Origin of the sequence: Aestuariivivens sp. NBU2969 (assembly GCF_019931125.1) — a bacterium.
GTDB classification, from domain to species: domain Bacteria; phylum Bacteroidota; class Bacteroidia; order Flavobacteriales; family Flavobacteriaceae; genus Aestuariivivens; species Aestuariivivens marinum.
This window is the reverse complement of sequence record NZ_JAIOUU010000007.1, coordinates 28,647-47,125: the sequence shown is the minus strand read 5'-3', so window position 1 is coordinate 47,125 and position 18,479 is coordinate 28,647. Positions and strand designations below refer to the sequence as shown.

At 34.8% G+C, this 18,479-nt stretch carries 16 protein-coding genes; 3 read left to right on the top strand and 13 right to left on the bottom strand.

All coding sequences use genetic code 11. From position 1 onward, the window contains the following. Positions 1 to 61: 61 nt before the first annotated feature. The 3 genes from K7G79_RS07245 to K7G79_RS07235 all read right to left on the bottom strand — a co-directional run bounded on the left by K7G79_RS07245 (position 62) and on the right by K7G79_RS07235 (position 4,958). Positions 62 to 1,837, bottom strand: a complete 1,776-nt coding sequence (locus K7G79_RS07245; RefSeq protein ID WP_223550580.1) for a hypothetical protein — start codon at positions 1,835 to 1,837, stop codon at positions 62 to 64. 215 nt (positions 1,838 to 2,052) lie between these two features. Next, positions 2,053 to 3,654, bottom strand: coding sequence for a 4Fe-4S dicluster domain-containing protein (locus K7G79_RS07240; RefSeq protein ID WP_223550578.1), 1,602 nt, complete (start codon positions 3,652 to 3,654; stop codon positions 2,053 to 2,055). Positions 3,655 to 3,656: 2 nt separating this feature from the next. Beyond that, positions 3,657 to 4,958 (bottom strand): NAD(P)/FAD-dependent oxidoreductase, encoded by a 1,302-nt coding sequence (locus K7G79_RS07235; RefSeq protein ID WP_223550576.1) that lies wholly within the window; start codon positions 4,956 to 4,958, stop codon positions 3,657 to 3,659. A 295-nt stretch (positions 4,959 to 5,253) separates the two neighbouring features. Between K7G79_RS07235 and K7G79_RS07230 the strand changes: the two genes are divergently transcribed. After that, positions 5,254 to 5,982 carry a metallophosphoesterase family protein gene (locus K7G79_RS07230; protein WP_223550575.1) on the top strand — a complete coding sequence of 243 codons (729 nt, stop codon included), beginning with the start codon at positions 5,254 to 5,256 and terminating at the stop codon, positions 5,980 to 5,982. 8 nt (positions 5,983 to 5,990) lie between these two features. Here K7G79_RS07230 and K7G79_RS07225 read toward each other — a convergent pair whose 3' ends face one another. From K7G79_RS07225 to acs, 9 genes are all read right to left on the bottom strand, one after another. Continuing rightward, positions 5,991 to 6,764 (bottom strand): TIGR04283 family arsenosugar biosynthesis glycosyltransferase, encoded by a 774-nt coding sequence (locus K7G79_RS07225; protein ID WP_223550573.1) that lies wholly within the window; start codon positions 6,762 to 6,764, stop codon positions 5,991 to 5,993. Positions 6,765 to 6,769: 5 nt separating this feature from the next. Continuing rightward, positions 6,770 to 7,660, bottom strand: coding sequence for a DUF547 domain-containing protein (locus K7G79_RS07220; RefSeq protein ID WP_223550571.1), 891 nt, complete (start codon positions 7,658 to 7,660; stop codon positions 6,770 to 6,772). A 90-nt stretch (positions 7,661 to 7,750) separates the two neighbouring features. Then, positions 7,751 to 8,719, bottom strand: coding sequence for an arsenosugar biosynthesis arsenite methyltransferase ArsM (arsM, locus tag K7G79_RS07215; RefSeq protein ID WP_223550569.1), 969 nt, complete (start codon positions 8,717 to 8,719; stop codon positions 7,751 to 7,753). 98 nt (positions 8,720 to 8,817) lie between these two features. Beyond that, entirely contained in the window at positions 8,818 to 9,630 is an 813-nt protein-coding gene (locus K7G79_RS07210; RefSeq protein WP_223550568.1) for a purine-nucleoside phosphorylase, read from the bottom strand. After that, a complete protein-coding gene (locus tag K7G79_RS07205) occupies positions 9,623 to 10,252 on the bottom strand; it encodes a TIGR04282 family arsenosugar biosynthesis glycosyltransferase (RefSeq protein WP_223550566.1) in 630 nt (209 codons plus the stop codon). Before K7G79_RS07205 ends, K7G79_RS07210 begins: the two co-directional genes overlap by 8 nt. Continuing rightward, positions 10,245 to 10,736, bottom strand: coding sequence for a rhodanese-like domain-containing protein (locus tag K7G79_RS07200; RefSeq protein ID WP_223550564.1), 492 nt, complete (start codon positions 10,734 to 10,736; stop codon positions 10,245 to 10,247). Before K7G79_RS07200 ends, K7G79_RS07205 begins: the two co-directional genes overlap by 8 nt. Positions 10,737 to 10,794: 58 nt before the next feature. After that, on the bottom strand, positions 10,795 to 11,850 hold the full coding sequence (gene arsS / locus K7G79_RS07195; RefSeq protein WP_223550562.1) for an arsenosugar biosynthesis radical SAM (seleno)protein ArsS: 1,056 nt from the start codon (positions 11,848 to 11,850) through the stop codon (positions 10,795 to 10,797). Between the two features lie 89 nt (positions 11,851 to 11,939). Next, the gene (locus K7G79_RS07190) at positions 11,940 to 12,275 is read right to left on the bottom strand and encodes an arsenosugar biosynthesis-associated peroxidase-like protein (protein ID WP_223550560.1); all 336 of its coding nucleotides are present in this window, start codon (positions 12,273 to 12,275) and stop codon (positions 11,940 to 11,942) included. Between the two features lie 162 nt (positions 12,276 to 12,437). Further along, positions 12,438 to 14,360, bottom strand: a complete 1,923-nt coding sequence (acs, locus tag K7G79_RS07185) for an acetate--CoA ligase (protein ID WP_223550558.1) — start codon at positions 14,358 to 14,360, stop codon at positions 12,438 to 12,440. A gap of 208 nt (positions 14,361 to 14,568) precedes the next feature. On the opposite strand from acs, the gene K7G79_RS07180 reads away from it, so the two are divergent. Continuing rightward, the gene (locus tag K7G79_RS07180; RefSeq protein ID WP_223550557.1) at positions 14,569 to 15,075 is read left to right on the top strand and encodes an OsmC family protein; all 507 of its coding nucleotides are present in this window, start codon (positions 14,569 to 14,571) and stop codon (positions 15,073 to 15,075) included. A gap of 37 nt (positions 15,076 to 15,112) precedes the next feature. Here the strand turns inward: K7G79_RS07180 and K7G79_RS07175 are convergent, their stop codons facing one another. After that, a complete protein-coding gene (locus K7G79_RS07175; RefSeq protein WP_223550554.1) occupies positions 15,113 to 16,660 on the bottom strand; it encodes an arylsulfatase in 1,548 nt (515 codons plus the stop codon). A gap of 336 nt (positions 16,661 to 16,996) precedes the next feature. On the opposite strand from K7G79_RS07175, the gene K7G79_RS07170 reads away from it, so the two are divergent. Next, positions 16,997 to 18,337, top strand: a complete 1,341-nt coding sequence (locus tag K7G79_RS07170) for a phage integrase SAM-like domain-containing protein (RefSeq protein ID WP_223550552.1) — start codon at positions 16,997 to 16,999, stop codon at positions 18,335 to 18,337. The last annotated feature ends 142 nt before the right edge of the window (positions 18,338 to 18,479 follow it).

Sequence of the window (18,479 nt, the reverse complement as noted above, 5' to 3'; positions counted from 1 at the left end):
CTAAAGGCGTAAGTTTTTGCCTTACGATGTAAGTTTTAAAAATAAGAGGTAAGTTCCTCTTTTATAAGGTCCAATGTACTATGATTTCGGGTGAGTAGGAACAGTAAGTACCTGTTTTTATGGATATAGAGAGATGTTTTGCCAAATTTGGATGCACAAGCTCTATTTTTTTAATACAATTACGAATGCGCCAGGTTACCGCCGAACGTGCCTTTTCAATAGTAGAACCTATTTTTCGGGTTTTTCCAGACAAACCCAAAGATTGTGAAAGATGATCAAGAATGGCATCATATTCTTCCCTAAGAGGATTAATTTTTTCAATTTGATTTAAGGTTTCGGCTTCAGCAATATCTTCTTTAAGTTCCTTTAATCGCTTTTGATAGGCTTGTTTTGCTTTATGGTCTAAAACTTCAATTGATTTGCTCTCATCAACGCTAGCATTCATAAGATCTAAGCAATGAAATTCTTTTTTAGGATGGCTTAATAGCTTGTGGATATCGTAAAACCCTTTCGCATCTTTTAAGGTAACGGAATGGCCCAAATAACTCATTTCCCAAATATTTCCTTTTAATTGAAACAAATTATGTGTGTGGTTAATTGAAGTTTTCGAAGGTGCTTTTAATAATCGCTTTTCAGACTTTATAAAATCAACTAAAGGGGCTAAATAGGTGAATCCCTTAAATGGATTTACAATCATAAGCCATTCTAAGGCCTCTTCTTCAAGCATTTTTTTTCCTGAATAAACAGCATTTTTAAATTGAGATAAATAAATATCCCAGCAACGCCACATGTTACTGTAATCTTTAAGTTGTAAATAAGCTGCAGCTATGAATGCAGGGAAATCTGTCCAACAATTAAAATTGGTTTTTTTGCTTAGTGCAATAGCGGTTTCAAAATCACCAACGGCCAAATAGTAATTCGAACCATGTGCGTAATAATGATTGTTATGAAACGGATTCAATTCAATGGCTTTTAGGTATAGTTTTATAGATTCTTCCGCATAACCCAAAAACATTAAGGAAAAAGCAACCCTGAGTAGGTGTGAACAGTCATTGGAGTTCATCCGCAACGATTTTCTTAAATAATGCTCGGCTTTTTCATATTCACCCATATAAACATATGTTCTTCCCAAAACACCCAAAGCGATATAATCATTAGCATCAAGTTCTATGGCTTTTAAAGCGTATTTATGCGCACCTTGCATACTAATATCCCAACGATCCCAAATAAGACAGGACCAAAAGTTAAAGTAACTTAATGACAGGCCTGTATAGGCCAAAGAGTAATTAGGGTTAATTTTTAAAGAGGCATTAAAGTATTCACGCGCCTTAATATCGTTGTCCCCAGTTCCTTTTTGTAGGGTGTGCATACCCATGATATAGTTTTCATAGGCCGCTAAATCGACTGCATTTTTTTTATATGAATGGGATAATAGATTATAATTAATTTTTTCCTGAAGTACGGTAACTATTTGCTGTATTATATCGTCCTGGGTTTCCAATAGTGAATCTAATGTTTCATTGTACAGGTTACCATAAACCAAACTATGGTCTTGATCTTTTATAAGTTGAATGGATATCCTAAGCGTGTTTTTTAGATTACGGACGGTGCCATAAATAAGAAAATCGGCTCCCAGTTTTTTTATTTCTTTTTGGTTTGATATGTCCTTTATTCTTAATGTTGAATATGAGGATATCACGGAAAGCCCTATAAACTTTGAAAAATGAGTAATAAGATCTTCAACAAAACCTAAGAAGAGTTGTTTTATTCTATTGTCACTACTCGTAATTTGAAATGGTAAAACGGCAATAGTGATATTTTTGTTTTTAGTCAGCATTATACTTTAAAAAGAAAGAGACCTAGACAATTCATATGGAACTACTAATTTAAGGAATTTAGCAGCATTAACGTTTATTTAATTAAGGTTTGGTATGTTGTTTTCTGTCCAATCCTCTTAATTTTAAAGGTGTTATCATGCTAATGTTTATGAGAGTCTTTTGGAATGAAGCAGAAAAATGCATTAATAATAGGGCTTATAACAGAATATTCTTTTTATTTACCATGTACTAAATTCATTAAATCAACATTATTTCCTAGAAGGATGTCATTTTGATTGATACGTCCTTTTATAGTGTTATTTTCCAATTTTAAAACTCCTCGCGGACAAACGGCACTGCAAATACCACAACCAACACAACTGGAGCGCACAATGTTTTCACCCTTTTGGGCATAAGAACGGACGTCGATACCCATTTCGCAGTAGGTAGAGCAGTTGCCACAGGAAATGCATTGGCCTCCATTAGTAGTGATCCTAAATTTAGAAAACATACGTTGTTGAAATCCTAAAATGGCAGCCATAGGGCAACCAAATCGGCACCAAACTCGATTTCCTAAAATAGGGTAGAACCCTGTGCCAATAACTCCAGAGAAAATAGAACCGATATACAAACCATAGACTGAACGTAAACTGCTCGATTTTATAAAAAACACTTGATCTGATGTGCCTGTATAATATAATAGGAATAATGAAACAATAATGGCAAAATATCCTATAGCACCATAGCGGGCATCTTTACCTAGTTCCTTACGTTTAAAAACCATAACAGTAATGAACAAGACTGTTAAAAAGCCAAAAACACTTAATAGAAAAGTTTTTCTTGTTAACAAAAATTTATTAGGATCGCTACTTAAATAGGTATATATAACAGCTGTAGTCATGATAACTGAAAACACCAATACACTATGAATTAACCAACGTTCGGTTTTCCAGGCGATAAACTTTTTGGAGGATAACTGCCTAAAAGCATCTCCAGCGGTTTCTGCTAGAGCCCCACAACCACAAACCCAAGAACAATACCAGCGTTTTCCAAATTTATAGGTGAGTATGGGTGATATAGCGAAAATGGATAATATTCCAAATATTAAAAGGGATAGTCCTAAAGTTCCTGAGGATAAAAAACCATTAATGGACCAACTGTCAAAAATATAATAGTTTAAAGGCCAAATACTTTTTAAGTCGTAATAAGGGAGATTATAATTAGGGCTTTCATTTAGTCTTACCATAAATTCTGGAATCAAAAACGCAAAACCCAATTGAAAAAACATAACCGAAATGGTTCTCAACTGTTGGTAACGATTATGGCGGTATTTCAATATAAACTTATATCCAAAAATGAGAATAGCAACCGTATAAAGTGTGCCGTAAACAAACCATTGACTAGCTGGTTTGCCACTGAATAAATAGCTTAAGGGGTCAAATAAAGCAATGAGCCCAGTGTTTTCATTGTTATTAGAGCCTAACCCTAAATATTTCGGAAAAAAATAAAGGACAATATAAAAACCAGTAAGTACAATGCCCGTTAACCAGCCTAATACGCCTCTAGAAGAAATAGATTTAAACCAAATACTATCATTTTTTATGCCTTTCATTTTTTTTAGATAAGCATCCCTAGAAAAAATAATTGTTCCTATAGTAATTAGGCTTAATGAGACTGTTAATATTAAGGTTTTTTGAGAAGAGGGGGTGTTAAAGAGGGCAAGAACTAAAATAAATAGACCAATCATGCCTAATAAAACAGCAATTTTTTGAACTGAAGATAAATGGTTAGCATCAGGTTTTGCTAAAGACATACTATAATTTAGTTTTTGATTCATAACTATATGGACTGAAGTTGGTGGTTAGTGTAGGTTTTTAAAATTTGACTTTCAAACCTGTAAAAAAGTTCGGGATCGAAATTGGCTTCAGCTAGGTGTTGTATCACGTAATCAACATTTCTTTTTTCGGTAAGCCATCTGTTAAAAACTTCATGTCTCATACGAATACCAAATGTATTGATTCCCAAAAACTCATTTGTTTTGTTGTTGTAGCATACTGTAATACATTTAGTATCATCTTCATGCTTCCAATGGAAATGAGCTTCCTCTTTTTTAGGTTTGGCAAACACCCAACCATAGGTTTGGTACTCGATATCTATAAATTTGGCCGAATTAAACCAATGGCCAGGATTGTAAGGCATACGGTTGCCACAAATGGTTTGTGCTACAGTTTCACCCATCATGCGTCCAGTGTACCAAACTGCTTCAATGGATTTTCGGTTACCTATTGGTTCGTCTTGTTCGGCACAATCACCAATGGCATAAATGTTGGGAATATTTGTTTCTAAAAACCGATTCACTTTTACGCCCCTCCCCGTTTCAATATCAGAGCCTTTTAAAAAATCAATATTAGGAGATACACCTGCGGTTAACCCAACCACATCACAAGGTATTTCCTCATGAGTTTCCTCAACAATGACAGACATTACTTTTCCGTTGTTATCTGCCTTAATCTCTTTCAGATTGGAACTTAATCGCAAGTCAATATTGTGGTTTCTAATATGCCGGTTTATCATAGCACTTTCTCCTTCGGGTAGTATGCCGTTCCAAAAACTGGATTCCCGAACTAAAAACGTAACGGGAATGTTTCTGCTGTTAAGCATTTCGGCAAGTTCAATACCAATCAATCCGCCACCAACTATAACAGCTCTTTTACAAGCCCTGTTATTTGGGGCGTATTTTTCAAGGTTTTCCAAATCCTGTTTGTGATATAGGCCCATTACACCATCTAAATCCTGTCCTGGCCAGCCAAATTTATTAGGCTTACTACCTGTGGCTATAATAAGTTTGTCGTAACACACGGCATTGCCATTTTCAAAATGTAGTGTATTGCTTTTGGTTTCAATCGTTTTTACATAACCTCTTTTAAGATTGATGTTGTTTTTCTTCCAAAACCAATTTTCATAAGGTTGGGTGTGTTCAAATGTCATATGACCCATATATACATACATCAGCGCAGTACGCGAAAAGAAATAATCGGTTTCAGCAGAAATAACAGTTATTTTTTTATTAGATAATTTCCTGATATGACGAGCAGCAGTAATGCCCGAAATGCCATTTCCTATAATTACAATGTGCTCCATGCTTTTTTGAATTATATGTATTAGGTCGAAGTTAAAGATAAAAACTTAATTTGATCAATAATTGAGAATTACTTTAAATTGGATTAGTTGTGTAGGGACTTTCAAAATCTTAAGACTTTTAAGTTTTTTAAAAGTGTAAGTTGACATACATTTTTATAAATTAAGATTGAGTATTATTTAGTGAATTAAAATTGATGAAACTCAAATTTTCACAGGAGTATCCAGTAACAATTGATTATATTTAAGGTTTTCTATTTATTAAAATAATAGCTTATTTTTGATTGAAAAATCAAGTATGCGAACATTTGCTATTGGGGATATTCATGGTGGATTAAAGGCTTTAATCCAATTATTAAATAAGTTGGAGCTTAAAGACGGAGACAGTCTTATTTTTATGGGTGATTATGTTGATGGTTGGAGCGAGTCGGCGCAAGTGATTCAATTTTTAATAGAATTGTCGCAAAAATTCAACTGCATTTTTATAAAAGGGAACCATGATATTTGGTGTGAAGCGTGGTTAAGAAATGGGGCAGTAGATCCAGTTTGGTATATGCATGGAGGAAAGGAAACGATAGAAAGCTATGACCCTTTTTCAAAAAATCAAAAGCAAGAGCACTTAGTATTTTTTGAAAATATGAATCCCTATTATATTGACAATTCCAATCGTTTATTTTTACACGCTGGTTTTACCTCAATGCATGGAGTGGAAAAAGAAGTGTTCCAAGCCGTATTTTATTTTGACCGAACGCTTTGGGAAATGGCCTTGACCATGGATAAGCGTATTGAAACGAATTCCGCTATATATCCTAACCGATTAAAGCATTATAGCGAAATTTATATTGGTCATACCCCTACCCTTAATTATGGTGTGGAAGTCCCAATGCATGCCATAAATGTATGGAATATTGATACTGGAGCAGCTTTTACGGGAAGATTGTCGGCGATAGATATTAATTCCAAAACTGTTTTTCAAAGCGATGCATTGCCGAGCTTATACCCTAATGAAAAAGGAAGGAATAAATAAGAACTAAATTAACAGATTTTTCTTTTGTAGTAACGATACAGGGCATTGGCATCGGCACCAAACCACTGCTTCAAATGGATACGCCAATAATAGTATTGCAGTTTCCAAACGCCATGTTTTCGGTACATTCTAGCAGAGGATTTCAGTTTTTTATTGATTACAATAAATTGCTTTCTATTGTATAGTTCTTTGATTAAAATATTGTCCTCATAAATAGTGTAACGCTCGTCGTAGCCGCCTATAGTTTGAAATAACGATTGGGTTATAAATAAACTTTGATCACCACCCCTACAAGATTTCCAATTGAATCTAGTAAACCAACTAGCTAATTTTAGCCACCAGTGCGTACTGTCGAATTGCATTCTAAAACAGCCCGCATTATGTCCTTTTTTAACTTCGGAAATGATAAGTTGGTCAAAATGTTTTGGTGGAAAGGAATCGGCATGTAAAAAATAAAGAATAGAGCCTGACGCCCGTTTAGCACCAAGGTTCATTTGTTTTGCACGACCTTTTGTCGATTCTAAAAGTAGTACCGACGTTACCTTTAGTGGGGTCGAGAGGTCATCATGAGGTCTCGACTCTATTTTGCATAAGCTTAGTGACCGCGTTAGACCTGATATTGCTTTTACAATATCTTGAGAGCCATCAGTGCTACCCCCATCAACAACAATGATTTCAGATATGTTTTCCCTAGACGAAACAGTTTGCAAATGCTTAAGTAGTTTGCCAATATGCACTTTTTCGTTTAAAACAGGAATTATAATTGAAATTTGATGTTGCATAGGCTCTATTCATTAAGTGCCCAATTATAATCTTTATATTTTATTTTGGCTTGTTCTGAAATTTCAATTTCTGAATATTGATTTAAAAAATCAATTAAACCTCCATTTTTCTTAAAATCTTCAGGAAACCATTTGAAGATTTTTGAAAGTTCTAAATGATTTTTTGAAATGGAATTTCTTTCTGGATCGTTTAAAAATGCTTTTGTTGCTAGTGTTAATTGTTCGTTCAAGTTTGAAGCAATATAGGCTTCGTTCAGTAAATTAGGACAGGAATAAGAGGCACAAACAATGGCAAAGTGTATACGCGGCTCATCCATTTTTCGTAAGATTTGATGTTCAATCTCATCTAAATTATACCATTTGTCACCTAATTTCCAATGTCTTTGTTTCCAGGGGTCATTAATGTCCTTAATACTTTTAAGGGGATAATGCCTGAGGATGAGGTCTATAGTCATGGCATTATAAGCGTTGATCCAATAGGCTAATTTGCCTTCTTTTGCCCAAGTGTCTTTGGGCAACGTATTCCCCAAATACACAATGTAATCTTGAAGTGTCTTCCAATCGGTTTTGATGCCTTTATAATTAACGTTTCCAGTATCTGAAACGTGTTTTTTTAACAGCTCATCCCAAGTGTTATGAACAGGGCATGCTTCCTTTTTAGAATAAGCTTCCTTAGCATCGTTTGAAACATTGTCTTGCTCAATGGGCTTGGTCTCTTTTGCAGCTATAGTATTTGGAGCAGAAGATGTCTCTTTAACTGCTGTAACGGTTACAGTAACGCTATCATTTTTAACATCTCTTTGGATAATCGCTATAGAGTTGTTTTCAATGGTCCGCTTAGGGCCAGAACAATCACATAATAACATTGCAATGAAAAGTAATTTTATAACCTTCATCTATGTATAATTACCTAAGAATTTTTAGTCATTATTGAGCTTCAAATACAAGCCTTAATAACACAACTATTAACCAATAATTAGTTAAAATTAACAACAGCCTCCACCATCATAATGAAATGTCGAATCGCTAATAAAAATATCATCCCTGTTCAATGCAGTTAAGGTACTTGCTGTTTTATCGCAAATGGCCAAGGGTTGATTTTTTAATAAAACATGTCCTTTTTTGTCATCAAAATAATCATCTTCCCCAAAATAGATGGCAGCTTTCCCAGTAAATACACAGGGGCCGTCTTCGGGCATTGGGTCTTTTATGGCAGCTACTTCAATCGATTCTATATAGATCATCTCATCTGTTGGGTAATGCTTTGGGTCTAATATGCGGTAAGGTTTTCTGGCCCTGACTTCAATAGTGCCAAAACCAGTATCGGTGAGCAATTTTATGTACTCTTTGATGGGCAAACTTCCACTTAGGCATAGAGCACGTAAATGGTCATCGTTACGTAATGTATTGTTCATAGGTTGCTCGCAAGTAGGATCGCTCATAACCAAACGGCCATGAGGCTTTAAAACCCGATACATTTCGGCTACTGCTTTTTTTAAATCGTCTTCCTTAAAAATATTGAATAGACAATTTTGCGCAGCTACATCTATACTGCCATCATCAACAGGAAGGTTGAGAGCATCACCTTTACGAAGGTTCACGAAATCTGAATTAAACCAATCATTTTGAGCTTCGGCTTCAATAAAATTTCTGCTGGAAGCCTCCAGCATTTCATCAACTACATCCACCCCAATAACTCCATTTTTTTGTCTAGAAAAATAAGAAAATTGCAAGAGCTCCATACCACCACCTACACCTACATACAGAATTTTAGGATTGTTAGTTAAGTCGCGTGCATGAACCGTAGAACCGCAACCATAGTTCATTTCCTGCATAATCTTAGGAATTTTTAATCCTGGGAGTTCCCAAATAGGGTTGGTGGTACAACACAGTCCAATATTTGGTCTTAGTGCTGCTTCTTTATATACATTTTGTGTCGTTTCTAGGTAACTCATATTATTTTAGACATTAGGCAAAAGAAACAAGATAAGAATCACGATTTTAAAAGTTTTTAAAAAAATACTTGGATTCTTATTTATATAGGTCTTATTTCTTAAATGTTTTTTATTAGTTCTTTAAATAAAATGACCATATTAGGTTCTGCTTTGCCTGCTATTGCAATGATTTCAGAAATATCTATGGGCTTAAGGTTATCTGGGTCGCATTCATCTGTTAAAACTGACACCGCCGCCGCCTTTAATTTTAAATGATTGGCCACAATAATTTCTGGTACGGTACTCATGCCAACGGCGTCAGCACCAATAATTTTTAGCATTCGGTATTCGGCCCGTGTTTCCAGTTGTGGCCCGACAACGCTGGCATAAACACCCTCGTGTAAGGTGATGTTATAATTTTGGGCAATGGTCTTGAATGTTGTATTTATTTGTGTATCATAAGGTGTACTCATATCGGTAAAGCGTTCGCCAAGTTGATCGACACCCTTAAAGGCCAGGGGTGAACTACCTTGAAGATTAATATGGTCTTCAATAAGCATAAGTTCTCCTCGCTTGTAGTCGAGGTTTATAGCACCTGCAGCATTGGAAACTAATAGGGTTTTTATGCCCAATTGTTCCATAATGCGAACTGGAAAGGTAACGTCTTGTAGTGTATAACCCTCGTAGAGGTGAAAACGTCCCTGCATAACCACTACTTTTTTATCTTCTAACTCACCAAAAATGAGTTTGCCTTTATGAAATTCTACTGTTGCAGTTGGAAAGTTGGGAATATGGTTATAACTAATTTCCTTAATAATTGTAATTTCATTAATGAGTTGCCCGAGTCCAGTACCTAAAATAATACCTACTTCTGGGTTTTCAAATCCTTTTTCCTTAAGGTAGTTTACGGTTTCTTCTATATATTTAATCATTTAATTGTTTTAGTTTTTCTTGTAATTTTAAGTTTTGTTCGTAAAAGTTTGAAGCAAATAAATCGTCGATGGTGTCTATATCGTTTAATGTCGATAAAGTAGAATATGCAATATTTTGTATGTTTAATTCTTTCAGTGTTTCTTCCATTAAGTTTTGTTGGCTCCAAGGTTTATTTTCAAAAATGAAATTATGCATTTTGGTTAAACCAATCAAGTAATAGCCGCCATCTTTGGCAGGGCCAAAAACAACATCAAATTCGTTTAGTAGGTCAATGCCCTCTTTAATTATTTTGTAACTAATATCAGGTAAATCAGATCCAATTAAAACAATGCGCTCATATCCTTTTTCAAATCCTTTTTTAAAGGCGTTTTTCATGCGTTCACCCAAATCGTTTCCTTGTTGAACTGTTTTATACTCATTTGACCATTTGTCTTCAATAACCAAGTCAGAAAAGTAAATATGTTTGTCTATTGGAATAGTTTGTGTTACCTGTTCAGTAATTTTAACGAGTTCATAATAAACTTCAAAAGCAGCCTGATTACCAATAGTTTTGGCCAGTCTGGTTTTTACTTTACCTAATTTTAGGTTTTTTACAAAAACAATGAGTAAGCTTTTAGTCATATACCTTGATGCCTTTTTTTAGCCATTTACTCCATTTCATTGAAAATGTGTGTATGCTATCGGTTTCTTTATTTTCTAAATTGTAAATAGGAAAACCGTTATTTTTCCATTCAAAAATACCACCGTATAAGTTTTTAACCTTACTATAGCCAGCTTTTTTTAATTGTTCAGCAATATCTTCAGAACGGACTCCTAACGAACAGTAGACCACAATGGTTTGCTGCTTGTCATTAAATTTTTGGATTGTACTTTTAAGATTAAAACTATCGAAACCTACATGAATGGCATCTTTAATATGACTGATTTCAAATTCTTTTAATTCCCTAGCATCAAGGACTATGGTTTTTGTTTTGGACGTGGCCAATTCTTGAACCGAAATATAAGGTACGCTTTTATTATTATAGATGTTTAATAATTCTGATAGTGTTTCTTGAGAATAGGACTTGAATACAAATAGCAATACCAAAACCATGAGATTTCCCATTGTTTTTTGACATGGCCTATGGTGTGAAAAGTGATTAGTTATTTGCATACAAAATTAATTAGGCAACTGTTCCTTGGCAACTACTTCCTGCACCTGCTGTACAACCGTAACAGTGCTGGGAAACAACTATTTCTCTGCCTTGAAGTAGTAACTCATTATAATCCGAAATATGTTTTGCTTTGCTATTTACAGGTAATTCCAACATTTGATTAAAGTCACAATCATATAAATAGCCATCCCAACTAACCGATAGTGTATTGGTACACATCAGGTTTTCCAAGGCAACTGGATTATAGGCATCTACTAAAGCATACATGTAGTCTTCATAATTTTCCGAGGCAATTAAATAATCTAAAAATCTACTAATAGGTAAATTGGTTATGGCGAATAAATTATGAAAATGAATATCAAAATCTTTTAATAGTGCTTTTTTGAAATCTTTTTCCAAGGCATTTTGATTGGCAGGTAAAAATGCACCCGATGGATTGTACACCAAATCTAAACGTAAGTTGTTTCCTGGCATGCCATAGCCTATTTTGTTTAACATTTTTAGAGTTTCAATTGAAGCGTCAAAAACACCCTCTCCACGTTGTTTGTCAGTTTTACCTCGTGTCCAATGTGGCATAGAGCTAACTATATGGATGTTGTGCTTTTTGAAAAACTCAGGTAAATCATGGTATTTCTTATTGGCACGAATAATAGTTAAGTTGGAACGAACAATAAAATCCTTAATACCTGCTTTTGCCGCTTCTTCAACAAACCAACGAAAATTGGGATTCATCTCTGGGGCACCACCTGTTAAATCTAAAGTATGTGCTCCAGTTTTTTTTATAACCTCCAAGCATTGCAACATGATTTCTTTGGCCATGATTTCCTTTCGGTCTGGCCCCGCATCAACATGGCAATGTTCACAAACTTGATTGCACATATAGCCTAAATTAATCTGAAGAATTTCAAGTTTTTTCGCTTTCAAAGGGAATTGACCAGTTTCACTAATTTTATTTTTAAACGTAGGCAATTTGTCATTTTGGAAAATACCATTGGATAAAATTTCCAGTTGGCGTTTGCTATTGGCTAATGTGCTATTGCGTTTGTGAAGGGATTTTGTTGTCATATTTCTTAAAAGGCTTCTCGATTACAGTCGATATGATAAAAAGCAATACTGTATCACTAGACCATATCATCTATTTGAATCTAAAAATACTATCCGTCTAACTTATTTACTTTATTCATCATTTGCACACCATGAACTAGTGCGGCACCACTTTTAATGGCAGCACCAACGTGTATGGCTTCCATCATCTCTTCTTTAGTTACACCCCGTTCTAAGGTGTCTTTGGTATAGGCATCTATACAATAGGGACATTGCTCGGTATGGGAAACGGCTAAAGCAATTAACGATTTTTCACGAGCGGTTAATGCCCCTTCTTCAAATACACTGTTATAATAGTCAAAAAATTTTCTACCAAGTTCTTCACTCCATTCTGTGATTTTTCCAAATTTTCTTAAATCAGCCGGGTCATAATATGTTTTTTGCATAAAAATATTTTGTTTAAAGATAAAAATCTAAACCTTGTTGTCGAAAAAAACCTAATTACTTAACATTATTTTTTAGTTGAACGGTAAATGGTTTATATATAAAAATACCCTATTCGATTATGAATAGGGTAACATTGTTTTTCGAAAATTGACGTTTTAGTATCAATTAGTACTTTCAGAATTTGCACCATCAATAATACTTTGTACTACTTCAGGATTGAGCAACGTACTGGTGTCCCCTAGGTTGCTTATATCGTTATGGGCAATTTTACGTAAAATGCGTCTCATAATTTTACCAGAGCGTGTTTTTGGTAAACCTACGGTAAATTGGATTTTGTCCAATTTGGCTATTGGTCCTATATGTTCGGTGATAATTTGATTAATCTCTTTTCTAAGGTTGTTTTGGTCTCTTGTTTCCCCAACATCTTTTAAGATAACAAAACCATAAAGTGCATTGCCTTTGATGTCATGTGGAAAACCAACAATGGCCGATTCTGCAACAGCTGGGTGTTCGTTAATGGCGTCCTCAATAGGAGCAGTGCCAAGATTATGTCCAGATACGATAATAACATCGTCTACCCGCCCTGTGATTCTATAATAACCTACTTCATCTCTTAAGGCTCCATCTCCGGTGAAGTATTTGTTTTCGAATGCCGAAAAATAAGTGTCTTTATAACGTTGGTGATCTCCCCAAATCGTTCTGGCTATACTGGGCCAAGGGAATTTAACACACAATCTTCCGCTTACTTGATTGCCTTTGAGCTCATTGCCATTTTCATCCATTAGTGCTGGTTGAATTCCTATAAATGGTAAGGTGGCATAGGTTGGTTTTGTTGGTGTAACAAAAGGAATAGGGCTAATCATTATACCTCCAGTTTCAGTTTGCCACCAAGTGTCCACTATTGGACTTTGTTTTTTACCAATATTATCGTTGTACCAATGCCAAGCTTCTTCGTTAATTGGTTCACCTACTGACCCTAAAACTTTTAATGATGATAGGTCGTATTTTTCAACTAATTCAAGGCCTTGTTTGGCCAAAGCACGAATAGCGGTTGGGGCCGTGTAAAACTGATTAATCTTATGTTTTTCGACAATTTCCCAAAAACGGCCGAAGTCGGGATAACTTGGTACACCTTCAAACATAACGGTTGTGGCTCCATTGGCTAAAGGACCATAGACGATGTAGCTGTGCCCTGTAATCCAACCTATATCGGCAGTACACCAATAAATGTCATTTTCCCTGTATTGAAATATATTTTTAAAGGTGTAGGCAGAATAAACCATGTAACCCGCTGTAGTGTGTACCATACCTTTAGGTTTACCTGTTGATCCAGAAGTGTATAAAATGAATAATGGGTCTTCGGCATTCATTACTTCAGCCTTACATGTGGTAGATGCTTCATCTAAAAGAGGTTGTAACCATTGGTCTCTACCTTCTTTCATACTAATATTGGAAAGGATGCGTTTAGCAACTAATACTGTTTTTACATTGGGACAGCTTTCCAAAGCCTCGTCTACAATACCCTTTAAATCGATTGTTTTTGCACCACGATAAGAACCGTCGCTAGTAATGACCATTTTGCAATCACAGTCATTAATTCTTGTTGATAACGCTGTAGAAGAAAAACCAGCAAAAACTACAGAATGTATTGCACCAATTCTAGCACATGCAAGAACAGCTACAGCTAACTCTGGAATCATGGGTAAGTATATACATACCCTGTCGCCTTTTACTACACCATGATTTTTTAAAACATTTGCAAATTTGTTAACCCGTTCGTGTAGTTGGTTATAGGTAATATGTTCTGCGGCCTCTTTTGGGTCGTTTGGTTCAAATAAAATGGCTGTTTTGTTTCCACGTGTAGGTAAATGTCTGTCAAGACAGTTTTCGGTAACGTTCAACTGTGCACCTTCAAACCATTTAATTTCTGGTTTTGTAAAATCCCAACGTAACACATTATCCCACTTTTTATGCCACATAAAATGTTCTTCAGCTACTTCTTCCCAAAAATTTTCTGGTTCTCTCACCGATTTTCTATACACTTGGTAGTATTCCTCTAAATGTTTTATGTGATAATTACTCATTATTATTGTTTTTAGCTGTTTAATTAGATTAAGCGAGTTGCAATTTTACTAAATTTTTATTAAAAAACCCTTTGAAAAACCTAAGCTAAGTCAAAACGACAGTAGAAATTGTGAAAAAAACAACATTTTTGGTAAAGGAATAGGGATAATGAAAATTCACTCACATTTTCTATCTTAGTTTTGTAATAAATAAATATTTTAGATATAAATGAAAGCCGCAGAATTAAAAAAGATACAAGCCCCCATAAAAGAAAAATATCGTAAAAATTCAGATGAAGCATTAATTACCTTAATGGCCAGTGGTGAAATTGGTAAGGGAATTTCTTGTAAGGTCGATACTGGAAAAGCTATGGTTGAAGCTGGACTTCATCCCGCTACAGGTGGAACAGGTATGCAATCATGCTCGGGAGATTTACTTCTTGAGGCATTGGTTGCCTGTGCAGGTGTTACTCTTAGTGCGGTTGCTACGGCGTTAGAGTTCGACATGGCTGGTGGTAGGGTAAAGGCTGAAGGTGATTTGGATTTTCGCGGAACCCTTGGTGTTGATAAAGAAGCAAAAGTTGGTTTTAAGAACATCCGTTTAAATTTTCAATTGAGCACCTCCGAAAGCAAAGACAGAATAGATAAGCTTTTAAAATTAACGGAAAGATATTGTGTGGTATACCAAACTTTAGTGTCAAGTACAGATCTAGTAGCTGAAATAGAAATCATGTAAGGTTACTTATGCAAGATTGTAAGCAATTGTTTTGTTTCTATTTTTTTATGTTTGAAAAATCCATTCCTATAATAGTTTCGTAAGTCTTTACCATTTCAGCCAGTTTTTCAGGATGACTTTGGGCTAGGTTATTGGTTTGACCTATGTCCTCTACTAAATTATACAGCTGAAATTCTTTAGAGTTACCAATTTCAATATTTACAGACGTAATCTTGGTAGGGCCTTTATAAGGAGGTATCATTACCCAATCGCCTTTCCTCAACGCTGTTCTAGAAATTGCTTCAATAACCAAATTCTCCCGACCCTTTTTACTTTTTCCTAAAATGACATCTAAAAGTTGTTCACTGTCTTTTACACTAGTCTTACTTTCTAATAATTTAGCTAAAGACGATAATAGATCTATTTGACAAATCAAAGCATCAGATACCGTTGGTTCTATATGTCCTTTCCAATACGTTATAAAAGGAACTCTTGTGCCAGCTTCAAAAAGGCTGTACTTGCCTCCACGTAATACTCCAGCCGGTTTATGGTTGCCTAATTTTTCCACGGCATCATCATAGTAGCCATCATTTAATACAGGGCCATTATCGCTAGAAAAAACAATAAGTGTGTTATCCATTAAATCTTCCTCTTCTAAGGTTTTTAATAGTTCTCCAATACACCAATCAGCTTCAACTATAACATCACCGCGTGGTCCCATACCTGATGAGCCTACAAACCTTTCATGTGGTGTACGGGGTACATGAGGTTGCTGTAAGGCATAATATAGGAAGAACGGGTTATGCTTTTGGCGTTTAATATAGTTTTGAGCTTCTTTTAGAAAGGTGTCTGCCATGTCTTCATCGACCCATTTCGCCGATGCTCCACCCTTCATAAAGCCAATTCTGGAGATGCCATTTACTATGGAGTTATCGTGGCCATGGTGCCATTTCATTTTTAATAGTTCTGGATTGTCTTTACCTGTAGGTTGGTCTTCAAAATTTTTGTTGTAATTGATTTCAATAGGATCACTAAGGTCTAGATTGTCAACATTACCATTTTTTATATAAACCGTAGGTACCCTATCCTGGGTGGCTGCCATAATATAACTGTAGTCAAAGCCTAATTCATTGGGCCCTGGCGAGATATGGCTATTCCAATTAAGGTTTCCGCTGCCTAAGCCTAAATGCCATTTTCCAACAATGCCTGTATGATAGCCATTAGCTTTTAACATTTTAGGAATAGTAACTTGTGCAGTATCAATAAGAAGTGGTGCCGTTCCCGGCAATATTTTGGCGTTTTTATTTCGCCATGGATAAGTTCCAGTTAGTAAAGCATACCTACTGGGGGTACATGTTGCAGAAGATGCATAGCCATTAGTAAAACGAACACCTCCATTTGCTAATCTATCCATATTAGGTGTTTTTATTTCTGTAGCTCCGTATGCGCCTACATCGCCATAACCCAAATCGTCAGCATAAATAAAAATTATATTAGGTTGATTCTTATATAATTTTTCAGTTATTAAATCGAGTTTTTGTTTGTTTTCTTTACAGGAAGCGCTAATTATAAGTAATGTTATTAGTGAATAAACTATTTTTTTCATGAAACATTGGATTTATAATTGTTACAGGTTATTCTCATAGCAATACTGCTAAAATAATATTTAACGGTAAAAAAAGAAACAGAATTATTAAGTATTTGGTATAAAACAAAAAACCCTGTAAACATTACTGTTTCAGGGTTTTAAAGTGGTACCTCCAGTACTACAATTATGAATTTTATATGCTTTGAGTATTTCTAATATTTATAATTAACCCAGCAAATATAAGGATATTTAAATTTAATTGAATTTATTAAATTCATATGAATTCAAAAATGTTGTCCCTAATGTTGTCCCTAATGTTATCTCTTTTATTATCTTTGTGAAAAGATAGTTTGTATGAATTACGCAAAAAGGACTAAAGGAGCTGAACCAGTTTTCAGACTTAAAGAATCAACTAAATCAGAAAAGCCCATTTTTCTTGACTACTCATATGGGAGAAAAAAGCGATTCAAATATTCCATAGGTTATTCGGTTAAACCAGATTATTGGGTTAGTGATAAGGGGAAAGTTAAAAATGTTCGTGCAGTCGAGAATGCAGATACCATAAATGGAAGGATAGATGATTTTACTAGGGTCTTAAAGGAGTTTGTGAAAAATTGTGATTCGAATCAAATTCCTCTGACTAACCCAATTATGAAAGCTTGTTTGGATGATTTCAGAAATGAGGAGGAAGAAGTTCAAGATGACAAAGAAGAAGAGATTATAACATTAATTCCCTATATAGTAAAGTATATTAAGCAAAAAGAAAAAGAATTACCAAAAGCGGTTAATGGCTACAGGAATAATACAATCAAATCCTATGAACAGACATTAGGGCATTTGAAGGATTATGAAGAAGAGTATAGTTGTATTTTGGATTTTGATTTAGATAATGAGTTCTATTCAGATTTTATTGAATTTATGAACTCAAGGACTTATCAATTTAGGAAGAAAGAGAAAAAGCATTATTCTCTCAATACCATTGGGAAACAAATTAAGAATCTAAAAGTTTTTATGGGGGCAGCCCTGATGGAAGAATACCATACCAATTTAAAATATAAGAGGTTTAAGGTTCAAACGGAGATTACTACAGCTATTTATTTGGAGATAGCTGAACTAAAAAGCATGTATGAATTAGACTTAAGCGAATCTCCTCATTTGGAATTGGCAAGGGATGTTTTTATTATTGGTTGCGAGATTGGTCAGAGGATTAGCGATTACCATAATTTAAGAGAGCAAGAAATTGTTAATCACGAAAAGGAGAGATATATAAAGATAAAGCAAGAAAAAACTAAAAAAGAGGTCTTGTGTAAGATAACACCTGTTATTGAAACAATTATGAATCAAAGGTATGGTGGAATGTTGCCTCCTAAGATTACTGAACAAAAGTTAAATGATTATGTAAAGATAGTTGGCGAAAAAGCTAAAATTAATTCACAGATTAGGGTAGAAATCACAAGGGGAGGGAAGCGAAAAGTTAATCATATACCTAAACATCAATTAATACAAGGGCATTCGGCACGCCGTACCTTCTGTACATTAAAATATAAGTCTGGAGTTCCTGTGCATTCTATACTTGAACTCTCAGGTCATTCTACACTCAAGGAGTTCATGAAATATATTCGAAATCCGAAAGTAGAACGTGTTTCACAAATAACTTCAACAGATGCATTTCAGGTTTCATCTATTCCTATTTAAAAGCTTCTAAACTTATATTCAACAACTACCTATAAGGACTATTATTTAGTCCTTTTTTTATTATTTATGGGTCTGCTAGAAGAATTTCAAATATTTTGTTGTATTATCTTACTTTATATTTGTAAGATATTATTTCAAATTG